The organism is Caproicibacterium argilliputei (genome assembly GCF_029211325.2).
GTDB classification, from domain to species: domain Bacteria; phylum Bacillota; class Clostridia; order Oscillospirales; family Acutalibacteraceae; genus Caproicibacterium; species Caproicibacterium argilliputei.
Map to the genome: position 1 here is coordinate 1,781,161 of NZ_CP135996.1, position 12,577 is coordinate 1,793,737.

General features: G+C 49.0%; 9 protein-coding genes and 1 CRISPR repeat array (1 of these 10 cut by a window edge). Of the genes, 2 read left to right on the plus strand and 7 right to left on the minus strand.

From position 1 onward, the window contains the following. Positions 1-547: a CRISPR direct-repeat array (repeat unit 32 nt; unit sequence GTTTCAATTCATGCCCTCGCACGGAGGGCAAC); it begins 2,403 nt to the left of the window's first position. A 173-nt stretch (positions 548-720) separates the two neighbouring features. From cas2 to cas3, 7 genes are read right to left on the minus strand one after another with little or no spacing between them, the layout of a single operon-like run. Further along, positions 721-1,011, minus strand: a complete 291-nt coding sequence (gene cas2, locus PXC00_RS08730; RefSeq protein WP_275843885.1) for a CRISPR-associated endonuclease Cas2 — start codon at positions 1,009-1,011, stop codon at positions 721-723. Between the two features lie 6 nt (positions 1,012-1,017). Then, positions 1,018-2,046, minus strand: coding sequence for a type I-C CRISPR-associated endonuclease Cas1c (gene cas1c / locus PXC00_RS08735; RefSeq protein WP_275843884.1), 1,029 nt, complete (start codon positions 2,044-2,046; stop codon positions 1,018-1,020). After that, entirely contained in the window at positions 2,034-2,744 is a 711-nt protein-coding gene (gene cas4 / locus PXC00_RS08740) for a CRISPR-associated protein Cas4 (protein ID WP_316934918.1), read from the minus strand. Before cas4 ends, cas1c begins: the two co-directional genes overlap by 13 nt. After that, the gene (gene cas7c, locus PXC00_RS08745) at positions 2,705-3,697 is read right to left on the minus strand and encodes a type I-C CRISPR-associated protein Cas7/Csd2 (protein WP_275843882.1); all 993 of its coding nucleotides are present in this window, start codon (positions 3,695-3,697) and stop codon (positions 2,705-2,707) included. The genes cas4 and cas7c overlap by 40 nt, the downstream gene beginning before the upstream one ends. A gap of 22 nt (positions 3,698-3,719) precedes the next feature. Further along, positions 3,720-5,489, minus strand: a complete 1,770-nt coding sequence (gene cas8c, locus PXC00_RS08750) for a type I-C CRISPR-associated protein Cas8c/Csd1 (protein ID WP_275843881.1) — start codon at positions 5,487-5,489, stop codon at positions 3,720-3,722. Then, the gene (gene cas5c / locus PXC00_RS08755) at positions 5,479-6,165 is read right to left on the minus strand and encodes a type I-C CRISPR-associated protein Cas5c (protein WP_275843880.1); all 687 of its coding nucleotides are present in this window, start codon (positions 6,163-6,165) and stop codon (positions 5,479-5,481) included. Before cas5c ends, cas8c begins: the two co-directional genes overlap by 11 nt. A gap of 27 nt (positions 6,166-6,192) precedes the next feature. Further along, complete coding sequence (gene cas3, locus PXC00_RS08760; protein WP_275843879.1) at positions 6,193-8,424, minus strand: CRISPR-associated helicase Cas3'; 2,232 nt, start codon at positions 8,422-8,424, stop codon at positions 6,193-6,195. A gap of 406 nt (positions 8,425-8,830) precedes the next feature. Between cas3 and PXC00_RS08765 the strand changes: the two genes are divergently transcribed. Then, on the plus strand, positions 8,831-10,378 hold the full coding sequence (locus PXC00_RS08765; RefSeq protein WP_275843878.1) for a Ppx/GppA phosphatase family protein: 1,548 nt from the start codon (positions 8,831-8,833) through the stop codon (positions 10,376-10,378). A 34-nt stretch (positions 10,379-10,412) separates the two neighbouring features. Next, the gene (locus PXC00_RS08770) at positions 10,413-12,548 is read left to right on the plus strand and encodes an RNA degradosome polyphosphate kinase (protein ID WP_275843877.1); all 2,136 of its coding nucleotides are present in this window, start codon (positions 10,413-10,415) and stop codon (positions 12,546-12,548) included. The last annotated feature ends 29 nt before the right edge of the window (positions 12,549-12,577 follow it).

A 12,577-nucleotide genomic window follows, 5' to 3' on the forward strand; every position in this document is an offset into this window, starting at 1 on the left:
GCCCTCGCACGGAGGGCAACTCAATTGTGTGCTTTTTGCACTTCATGCAGCAGGTTTCAATTCATGCCCTCGCACGGAGGGCAACCGTGTAGCACTCGCCTGCCTTGCGCTGTAAATTGTTTCAATTCATGCCCTCGCACGGAGGGCAACTGACGGAATGGAAGCTGTGAAGGAAACCCTAGTAGTTTCAATTCATGCCCTCGCACGGAGGGCAACATATTAAAGAACTGAAAGCAAACAAAGCATATGAGTTTCAATTCATGCCCTCGCACGGAGGGCAACCCACTTTCTGATATTATTAATACTAGCAATGGTATGTTTCAATTCATGCCCTCGCACGGAGGGCAACGTGTTCAACCTACAAAAAGGCGGTGATGTGTATGTTTCAATTCATGCCCTCGCACGGAGGGCAACTATTTTTTTTGTCTAATAAGTATATGTCATATTGGTTTCAATTCATGCCCTCGCACGGAGGGCAACTTGAAAAGTATCACGATATTTCAAAAGGTGGTAATGTTTCAATTCATGCCCTCGCACGGAGGGCAACGGCAAATTTGCATATAATTTCATATAATAATTAGCTAATTTGCTGTGATTTTATTCTTGGTTTTGCATATCTCCTTTCTTTTAATGAATTCAAGAGGGAAGATCCGAATCAACCGCACAAAAATCATGCGCGAACCGGCCCGAAAAAAATGTAAGATGGACATTCGCGAAAAATTAGAGAATCAAATCTTTTCCAAATGAAATCATTTGTTTTCTCCCAATTGACTCCACTTTATTATTCCAATTGCTTCCTAAGCGGTAAAATCGTACAGAATCTTTTCTTTTATCAATCAATTTTTCCAATCCACAATGAACCGCTGCCTCCATCGCCGGATCAACTTCCAACTCAAAAACCGAATTCTGCACACGAACACCGTACTTTTCACAAAACCTAGCAACTTTTCTCAAACGTTTTTCTCCTGCGGGTTCTGTTGTATTCACATCATATGAAATTACCAAAAGCAAGGTATCTCACCTCCAAACGAATGGCGGATATTCATCCAAATCACCACGAATGACACGAGCCAACAATTGTGCTTGTGCAAAAGGGATCAACCCAATTTCAATTTTTTCTTTTAAGAATGGATGCAGCACGGTCTGTTTCTTTCGGTCGCGCCATGCGTTCAACACAGTTTTGCGCGCTTTATCTGTTAAATAATAGCAAGGTGTATCTGCTTCAAAATCCGTACCTTGAATCTGCCCACGGTTTATTAAGGAAAGTGCCAAGCGGTCACATAGAGGTGCTCGCAATTCTTCCATCAAGTCTAGCGCCAGAGCAGGACGACCTGGCCGTAATGTGTGCAGGAATCCGGCCGCAGGGTCAAGTCCGACACTCTCCACTGCCGACTGCACATCACTCTTTAACAACGTATACAGAAACGATAGCAGTGCATTGACACGATTTTCCGGCGGTCGGCGGCTACGCTTCTGAAATGTCATCATCGGTCCATCTCGCTTTAGAAGATCATCAAATACGGAAAAATACACTGCAGCAGCTGCACCCTCTTTCCCACGAAGTTCATCGACTGTCATACAAATCGGCAACTCTCGAATGGCCGTCGTAAGTGCCGTGGCGGCAGCGGCAATGCGAGACTTCTTCTCTTTGTCCTGCAAATCCCGTGCGCAGTGCTGCAACAATAATTTCTCGTTTCCTACTTTCCCGCACAGAATATTTTTAACCAGACTAACAGAAAAAAAGGGATCACTTACATCTGCAAACTGCTGCTGTCGCAACAAGATATTACCGCTCTGCGGTCCCTGCAGTCTGCCGTAAAACCGCCCAGTATCCGAAAGAAAAGTCAGGGTAATACCGTTCTGTGCGCAAAACGCAAAAAAAGGTGTCGACACGGTTGTATTGCCGAAACATATAATAGAATCTACGTTGTGTGCCGGTATACGTCCCTTTTCTTCCCCTCCAACGATGATCTCAACGGCATGGTTTTGGCAATGCAGATAGGAATCTTGCGTCAAAATATAAAGAGTCATTCCTAATTTTCGCACAATGTTTCCTCCTCTAGCAATTGCTTGCGCAGATTTTTACAATAATCCGCCGCACTTCTCGACCATTCCGGATGGCAGATTTCTTTCAGAGAGCATTTTTTACACCTGGCACTTAAGGTAGGATCCGGAACCTTGCCGGACTGCATCATTTCTGCCAGCATCCTTGCTGTGTATCGGGTTTCTTCCCGCAGTTTAGTATCCAATGCAACGGGCTGTCTCCGATGCGAATCAATATAAAACAAACTACCTTCAAGTATTTCAACCTTATATTTTTCTTCCAAGCACATAGCCTGTCCGCAAAGTTGCAGTTCATATTCCCGTTCCGTACGCATCACACCATGTTTATACTCTACAGGATATAGCGCCCACTTCCCAGAAATTTCAGGAAGTTTAGCACCATTTCCAGATGCAGTTGCCTCCACGCAATCGCAAAATCCACTTAAGCCTAGTTCTACTGAAAAAACAGGAAACTCATAGAATTGAATAAGATTTCCACGACGTTCCTTTCTTTGTGTATGCACCCGTTCATGCTCCGCAGCGCCCATCATGGTATCAGCGCTTTCCGCCCACGCCCGGTCGAGCATCAGCAGTCCAGCGCGGCGCGGGCAGTATCCATACTGTGACAGGTAGGACAGCGGCAGCGTTTCATCTGTTTCCATCAGTGAAAAAAGCAGGCGCGTTCCGGAACGGCATTCCACTGGATTTCCTCATAAGGTGAGCACAGGAAGCCAATATCGATTCCGGCAGGGCGCTGATCCAATGAGATGGAAACTTGGTAGTCCTTCCAGCTGCGTGGACTTTTCACATTTTCTTTTTTCTTTACGCTGACAAGTTCAAATAATTCATGCGCGGGGGCACAACCGAGTACCGCCTGCTGTGCCCGCTGTGACAAATCTGTATCGGTACCGATATGTTTAAAAATCACAAGCGGGCTGATCACGGACATCTGTCCCTTACTGGCAGAACGGTCATGCTCATATATATTCAGAATGGACTCAAACAGGATTTTCAGGTCCTGCTCAGAAAAACCTGTCTCCCTTGCAAGGTTGGCACTGATAAATCCGTGAGCTTCATACAGCCCATATGGGATAAACTGCTTGCGGCCCATCGTACGCAATTTGTCTTCCGGTGTTTTTTCTTCAACCGCAAGGTAATCTGCCGCTGTCTTTGCGCCATTTCCGTCATCCGCGGTCGCCATACGGGTAATTGTAACATCCAACGGCAAAATGGGGTCTGTGGAACGTGCAAAGGCCAGTTGAACAGGCCCTCGCACCTGCCCCGCATTTGGTCCGGTGGACATGACCGCACCAAAAGTACGCACGTCAAAAAACTTGGCACACGCCTGCTGTCTTGCCTTATAAATATCCGCCTTGGATTTCGCTCCGTATTCTAGCCCGACCTCTTCTCTGGCTTCTGCAATGTGTCTGTTCAGGTTGGTTGCATTCTGGACAAAAATATTCATTCCGGGCTTTTCGGCATAGGCGCACTGAACATAATTGCGAATGCGGCGCTTGAGTGCAACGTCCGTAATATAACCGTGCATATCCTGCGGATCCATACGCGGCGCATTGCCCATGTCTGGATCTCCGTTCGGATTTCCGTTTACGCACTCCACAAAGAACAAAAACTCGTATCGATTTTGAATGGCCATTTTTAAAACTTCCTTTCCTGTTTCAATCTGTTCCTTTTTTGCTTTTGTAAATTTCAGCATGCTGCTGGTGATACCCAACCGCAAACTCTCCCTGTTGCAGCGGTGATAAGGCTGTCGGCAGCGGAGGGTTTAGCTTCGTGTAAATTTCGTCCAGCATCTTTTGATAAAAGACGCGGGTTCCCTCACTTTCAATTTTTCCAAGATGGTACTGGGAAAGACTGGACAGCCGGCCTAACACCAACGCAGGAGTTGTACTGGCTCCGGTGTAATAGCGTTCAATCACGCCGGCATTCAGACGATTTTTATATGCACTTTTCTGAATTTCCGCGTAAACCGCCATGAGCCGGCCGCATTGGTACGCGTCACTTGGATAATCATGATTGACTGCTTCTTTCATAAAAATTTCTCCTTTCTCTGAAGAACGTTGCTTTCTTATAATCCATGCTTTCAGCAATTGACAGGCACACAAATCCGGGTTGCGTTCCCCTCCTTTGTTGTCTTCTGTAACGAGCATATGGGAACGAATATAGCGAAGCGCCTGCTTCCCAACCGCATCCGGTAGCGGCTTCCCGTGCAAGATACTGTATAAGATTCTAACTTGGATACCGGACAATTCCTCTGCCATCTGTTTCCCGAGATTCTTACTCGCGCTTTGGGTTGGTTTTAGTAGACGGTATTCCAAACGTGACAACCGTTCGGATTTACAGGTTCCGCTTCCATCGTCTAGTACAATTCGCAAGTCATCGTACCACAACTTGATATTCTGATAAAGGTCCTCATAGCTGCCTTCATCCCAGCCCCGAACCATCATGCGCCCGTTTGCTCCGGACAGTGGCATCAGATAATACTTGTTTTCTAACTGCTGCGGATTTTCCCCTTTTTTAACACTTTGAATCAGGGCGTTCGCGGCAGCCATGGCAGTATCCATCTTTCTGGCAAAGTCCGTTCCGTCAGCATCCTCTTTATTGTCTGCCGCATATGCGCCAAAGAAATTGGCAAAAACATCTTCTTCCTGTTTGACCGGTTCCTTGTACCAATGCACCATTTTCACGCCTGCCTGAATCGGTGCCTGTGCAATCAATTCCTGCAAAGCGGCATTGACGCTGGTAATGGCACTTTCTGAAACGACTGCGTTTTCGGTCTGGCTGAATCCGTAAGATGTGAAAGCCGCTTTATCAAAACATAGCAAAGCATCCCCCGCCGTATGACCACCCACCGCAATCAGCCCGCTTACCTTGGGTACAGTACGTACCGGTGCCGTAATCTGCCCGGTCACCAGGCAGCGCTGTGTGGCTTCTTTTTTTTCTTCGCCAATCTCATGTCGATAGCTTTCCCACCAATCATAGTACCGTTCACTTTTTTCAATCGGGAGCCCGTCCACTTGCAGCCCAATAGGGTCATTGGGTTTTAGTTTCTTTTCAGCCAGCGCGCCACGCATGGTTTCCAGTGTTTCAGGGGTCTCCAGTGCTTTGGCACAAACTGCAAAAAGGGGCTCCGCCCCTGCACCGGCTTTCAATCCGTCTATAAAAAAGGTGTGTTTCACAAGCGTATTGGGCTTGTTATCCGTCTGCAAAATATAAACCGCTTTGTCTACCAGCAAGTTGCATTTGGACGTACCGTTTGCGACCGTTCCAATGTCCGGTGCCAGTGTTGTCGGTTCCAACGGAGAAACGATATCTAAAAATTCACCCTGTGCGGTCAAGGAAAGATATCCTTTAATGCTCTTCTCCTTAAACCCCGGGCGCGCCGTCAGCTGGCGTTTCTGTGCGTATGTATACAGTTCAGTCAGCACATTTCACACCCTCTTTCGGTTTCAGCACCCTTGCGTCATCGTAAGGCGGCACGTTCAAAACGCCCCCTTGCACCTGCGCATGAAATAAAGAAACACTCGGCTTGCACTTTTTGGATACCTCATAATCGTGCAGATTAAAAACGTCATACAGCATATACCCTAAATCCAGGTTGAGGTCGGCAAGCGGTGGTTGACCGCTGCTGCCCCAGGAAAAATACGCTGGAAATTCGCGTAGCCCAAATGAGGGCTGAAAAAAGCACTGTCCGCGTTTCACCCGCTTTTCAAACTGCGGCTTCAATCGCTTCATCGCTTTTTCATGGTCGCCGTTTTCAAAGGCAGAGCGTGGAACCATCTCCGCAGTGATGCGGTACCGCACATCTTTTAGGGCTGTGGTTTGCCGTTGGGTGCGTTCCTCTTCTACTAGAAATGGCAGTTTTCCCATACGGCACTTGACTTCATTTCGTCTAAAATTCACATACATTAAGGGCTTCAAAATTTCAATTCGCTTTACCTGCCAATAAAACTCTACTGGCTTTGAGTAAATTGCACTGAAAATTCCTCGCGTGGCAGAGGGAGTTGGTACCGGGTAGGTCAGGCGCTCCACTTTACTCTCCGGTCGGGAAAAGCAGGCGAAATCCCCCCATACTTCAATCGTCTGGTCGTTTGAATCTTGCATGGTATTCCTCCTTTATTTGATGTAAAATTAGTAACAGTTCTGAAATGGTTTGTCATCCGCCATATACAGCCCTGTTTTTTCATCATAACAATCTTTCTGATCCAGTAAATAACAGACTGCGTTTCCCGCGAAGTGACGCCCCCGGTAGTCCCGTGGAATCAATGCCTCACAGTAAGCAGCAATGCCGGATTTGTCAAAGCTGTTCACTAAAAGTGGGCTGGCGTCTTTGAGGAGTGCGGGTGTTACGCCATGTTCCGTCGCCTCCTTCTTCACTTTTTCAAACAGTACGCTCAATTCTTCTTTACCGGCATAAGGAACGAGAATCCGGTATCCACCGGACGGAATAATTTTGTAATTTTGCTCAGCACTCTGATAATCCATTTGACTGACTGCGGTACGCAGCTTTTCTGTATCCGCTGGAGCATTGATATAAATCCGCCGGTAATACTCATCAACGTCTTGCAAGTTGCAAAGATCCACTTCGCGGTTTTCCAACATCAAACGGAGTTGATTGGCGGCATTCTCATACCACTCGTCAGGGTACAGTCTGCCAGGCTCGTCCGGTAGAAACACCACCAATTTACCGAGATTCTTCGATTCTCCGTTTCGGTTGCAGCGGCCCGCCGCCTGAATTACGGACTCCAACGGTGCTAATGCACGGTACATTGCTTGGAAGGAAAGGTCAACGCCTGCCTCGATACACTGCGTTGCAACCACTCGGCACGGTAAGCCGGCCTTTAAGCGTACTTGAATGGTTTCAATTGTCATTTGGCGGTGTGCCGGGCACAAATCACTGGATAAAAAAAACAATTCCTTCTCCGCACAGCTTGTTCGGAGCAGTTCAAAGAGCTTACGTGCATGGCGGCGAAGATTCAAAATTGCGCAGCTGCTTTTCTGCTGCTGCATCTCCTGCGCAATCTGTTTCAGGGAAGTCGCCGCTTTTGTTCTCCATTCAACCCGCACCCGCCGTGTGTTAAAAAATAAATTCTGCGGATTCTCAACGATTTCTTTTGGTGCCCATTGCGCATGATTCTTATAATGGAAGGAAGGCTGTGTTGCAGTGGACATCACCACCGTACAATTGTAGTGCAGGTACAGCTCCCGCAGTGTATTTAGGGTAGCATCCAACAGCTTTGGCGGCAAACTCTGCGCTTCGTCAAAGACGATGACGCTGTTTGCTGCCTGATGTAAGCGACGGCAGCCCGGCGCGCTGCTTGCAAAAAGGCCTTCCAAAAAGCCAACGGTTGTGGTAACCACCAAAGGTGCATTCCAACGCTCCGCGAACTGTCGGGTTTCATCCTGCGCTGCCGCCTGACTGTGGCTTTCCAGCGTATCAGGCAAAACCTTCCGGTATTCCTTTGCATTTTGTTCAATAATCGATAGGTACGGCAAAACCACAAAAATTCTTTTTTTATTCCATCTTTCCGCGTGACGGAGTGCAAATGCCAACAGTGCCAGTGTTTTACCCAGCCCAGTCGGGGCAGTCAGAGTAAACAATCCCGGCTGATTTTGCCAGCCCGCCCGCCGGCAGCTGTCATACAAAGCGTCCCGCATTTGATTGAGCTGTCCGTCTGAAGTCGAATTTTTCCGAATAGAATCTCGGTACGTCTGCAGAGAGTCAAATGCACGTTTTGCATTCAAAAATCTCTCTTCCTGTTTTTCACCGTCAAAGTGCTCCGCCGTGGCAGTGTAATCCGCATCCACCAGGCAGGAGTACAGCATTCTGGTCTGGAGCATTCTGGCAAGCAGCACATCTGTACTGCCCTCTAGCGGCGGAAGCGACGGAAGTGGATGATGCAGGAGCTCTGGTTCGAGTTCCTGTTGAATTTGCTTCACCAATTCCTGGAATTCAATTTTTCCACAAATGGAAACGGTCTTCCCGTCCGGCGGTACAATTCTGTTTTCGCCAACGAGCGCTTGTTTTAAAACCGACAATACCTCATTTTGTAAAGAACTGTGGTGGGCGCGAATAATCACCTCCAGCGCGTGAACAGTGGGGTCGGAATCGCTACCAAAAGCGTGCGCCAACACCGCGCCTGGAACCGCGTGATCAATATGCTTCTGCCTTTGATGCAGTACCGCCTGAAAAAGTTCACTGTACTTCCCCGCATCGTGCAGCAGGCCTGCGACTCTGCCGAAGTCACCGCACTGCAGCTCCTGCGCATACATTTCGCACAGTGCACCCACCTTTTTCAAGTGTTCCTGAACTGTTTCCCACTTTCGCTTGTCCGTATGGGTATGGGCATAATAGACTTTCAAGGATTCACCTCCCTGGCAAATTATATGACTAATTATATCCTTCTGTGCCATGTGAATCAAGCAATATGACTAAAAAATCCAATAATTATTTTGGACGCATTTTGTATATTATATATAAGTATTACTGTAAAAGGGCCTTTGCCGTGCCAATTTCTCCGGCTTATAAGGTTCCGTAAAATCTTCCGCCGCGGATTTCCGGCAGTCAAACTGACAAATTCCGTACTTCCGACCGTGCTTTACATTTCCGTTTCATTTAACAAGCTCATTCTTGCTCAAACGCACAAAAGTTGGTATACTTAAACCAAGACCATTTGTGCCGCTTCCTCAGCAGAACGCCGCGCAAACAGTCTGCTCTTCAACTTTCCGCGTGAGCGGCTTTGAAACTCTGAAACAGGCGGTGCCGAAAATGAACAGACGAAAATATCCGAAGGCCGCAGCCGTAATCGACATTGGCTCCAGCGAACTGAAACTGCGCATCGCACAGCTTCGCAAGGGGGAAATCTGTGACCTTGATCAGCTGGTGTACCCGCTGCCTTTGGGACATGAAGTATTTACAGAAAGAAAGATCAGCTTTGAGTGCATCCGGGAAATGAGCCGTGCACTCTCCGGCTTTACCGCGCTAATGAAAGAGTACGGCATTACGCAGTACCGCGCGGTTGCCACCACAGCATTCCGTGAAGCGGAAAACCGTGCGTTCGTACTGGATCAATTGAAAGTTCAAAACAACCTGAATGTGGAAGTTTTGGAGGATGATGAGGAAAAGACGCTGATTTATTCGGAAATCCTGACTTCCTTAAAAAGTGCGGGGATTCTGGAACCGGGCGGCACCCTGCTGTCCTTCATCGGTTCGGGTACCATCGGCGCAGCAGTTTACGATGGCAGTGCCATGATTTACTCGCAGAACATCCCCACCGGCGCCTTAAAGCTGCACGATATGCTGGGCAGTATGCAGGAGCAAACTGATGACTTCGGTACTGTGGTTGAGGAATATCTGGAAAACACACTGGAATGCGAAAGCCTGCTGCGCTATGACATTCAGAACATTATTTTGACTGGAAACGAAATGGAGCTGATTGCCCAACTGTGCGGCACCGACTCGCAAAAAAGCATTCATGCGATTCCGGTCAAGGAAATCACCAAACTGTATCGCCGCATCCGGTCGTTGCGGCCGGATAAAATCGCGCAGCGGTACAACATTTCCGAGCCATCCGCCGAGCTGCTGTACTCTGCACTTTCCATTTATATGCAGCTGATTAAAAAGACCTCTGCCAAAACCGTTCTCTCCCCACGGGTGGATTTGTGGGATGCACTGATGCGGCAAATGCTGATTCCACGGCAGAAAAGCGAATATACGGAATACGTTCATACCAACGCCATTTCCTGTGCCAACCATATTGCCGAAAACTACCACTGCAATCGTGGTCACACCGAACTGGTACGGCAAGCAGCCTGCACCATGTTTGACCGCTTAAAGCCGCTGCATGGTTTGGGTGCAGACCAGCGGCTGGTTCTGGAACTGGCGGCAATCCTGCACGAAAGTGGTCATTACGTTTCCGCGAAAGACCACCTCGGCGCCAGCTTTGACATCATCCGCCACACAGACATTTACGGCATTACCAGCCGAGATATCCTGCGTGCCGCCTATGTGGCTCGCTACAATGAATACACCGTGCCGGACTTTCGGGATATGGAATACATTACGATGCCGGAACAGAGCCGTACCGTTATTGCCAAGCTGGCGGCAATTTTTCGCCTGGCAAACGCGCTGGATAAATCCCAGAAGCAGAAGCTGAAAAACATCAAGGTCAAGCTGCTGGACGACCAAATGGTGGTTTCTGCGCAATCAAACGACAACCTGTTTCTGGAAAAATGGGCATTTGAGCAGTGCTCAACCTTTTTTAAAGATGTCTTTGGGCTGTACCCCATCCTGAAAGTGAAGCAAACCCTGATTTGACCGGCTATTTTGAACGCAAACGGAGGAACGATGCATGAGCGAGCAAATGACTGAAAAACCATCCAACCATCCCATTCCCTACTACAACCGCGAACTCAGCTGGATGGATTTTAATATGCGTGTGCTGGAGGAATGCTTTGAAAAAGAAAACCCGGTCATGGAGCGCGTGCGCTTTCTGGCCATCACCGCCAGCAATCTGGACGAATTTTTCATGGTGCGGGTGGCCGGCGTCATGGAGCAGGTGCGCAGCAAGTACCGCAAGCAGGACCCCAGCGGACTTTTTCCAGAGGAGCTGTACCGTGTCCTCTCGAAAAAAATCCATGACTTTGCTGAAAAGCAATATTCCTGCCTGCACCGCTCGATTCTTCCCGCACTCAAGCGGTGCGGCATTGTCTTTCTTACACCAGAAGAAATGAACGCAGAGCAGCGCCAGTACATTTCCGAATACTTTAACCGCATTCTATTTCCGGTGCTTACGCCGCTGGCTGTGGACCGCAGCCGGCCTTTCCCCTTCCTTGCCAACAAAAGTCTGAACATTGCAGTGCGGTTGGATGGCAAAGAAAGCGACGAAGACTGCTTTGCGGTTGTGCAGGTGCCGTCCATTCTCTCGCGCTATCTGGAACTGCCCGGCAAAAGCGGGCGCTGCTTTGTGCTGCTGGAAAATGTCATCATGTACTGCATGGAGGAACTCTTTGAAGAGCGGCACATCCGCTCAGTTTGCCCGTTCCGCATTACCCGCAACGGCGACCTTGCCATTGACGAAGAATCGGAAGACCTGCTAATCGAGATTCAAAAATCCATCAAAAAGCGCAAGCGAGGTGCGCCTGTCCGTCTGGAAATTTTGCAGAAGTGCGACCCCGCCACCAAGGACTTTTTACTGGAGATGCTGGATGTGAACGAAAACAGCGTTTACGAGTTGGCAGGGCCGCTGGATCTGACGTTCTTCTCCAAATTCGCAGGTTTGCCTGGCTGTGAGGATTTGTGTTTCAAACCGATTCAGCCGGTTTACCCGCCCGCGGATTTCTGGGGTTATGATGACATTTTTGAAGCCATCCGTGACAAAGACCGCATGGTACACCACCCCTATGAAAGCTTTGAAGTGGTTGTGGACTTCATCCGCTCCGCCGCAGAGGATGAAAATGTGCTCGCCATTAAGCAGACGCTGTACCGTGTCAGCGGGCACTCGCCGATTGTCGCCGCACTAATCCGCGCCGCGGAAAACGGCAAGCAGGTCACGGTGCTGGTTGAGCTGAAAGCACGCTTTGACGAAGAAAATAACATTCTGTGGGCAAAGAAGCTGGAAAATGCCGGCTGTCATGTGATTTACGGTCTGGCAGGCCTCAAAACCCATTGCAAAATCGCGCTGGTTGTCCGCCGTGAGGAAGATGGCATCCGCCGCTACCTGCACATGGGCACCGGTAACTACAATGACTCCACCGCAAAGGTTTACACCGATATCGGGCTTTTTACCTGCAAGGAACCGTTCGGTGTGGACGCCAGCAGCCTTTTCAATGTTTTAACCGGTTACAGCCGTCCGCCAGAATACAATAAAATGATTGTCGCACCGCACGGTATGCGCAAATTTTTTGAATACCGTATCCGCCGCGAAATTCAAAATGCAAAGCAGGGGCTGCCCAGTGGCATTACGGTGAAAGTGAATTCTCTGGTGGATCCGGCAATTATCGCGCTTTTGTATGAAGCCAGCCGCGCCGGTGTGCCGATTCGCCTGATTGTGCGCGGTATCTGCTGCCTGATTCCGGGGCTTGCCGGTGTCAGTGAAAATATCGAGGTCATCAGCATTGTCGGCCAGCTTCTGGAGCACAGCCGGATTTTCCGCTTTGAAAACGCAGGTGACCCCAAAATCTACATGGGCAGTGCGGACTGGATGCCACGCAATCTGGACCGCCGCGTGGAGTTGGTCTTCCCCATTGAGGAGCCAGACCTGAAACAGCGCGCTTTTGAAATTTTGGACTTGATGCTCAGCGACAACATCAATGCCCGCATCATGCAGAGCAGTAAGGAATACGTGCACATTGACCGACGCGGAAAAACGCCCTGCAACTGCCAGACCGCATTCAGCAAGCTGGCGCACACCGCTGTCAAAGCGCTGACCGCGCAGGAGGAGGAAAAACCGCTGAGTCCGCTGTACAGCCCACACACCTCTGAGTAAAGAATTTTGTGGAATCTCCGCTTCTGCAC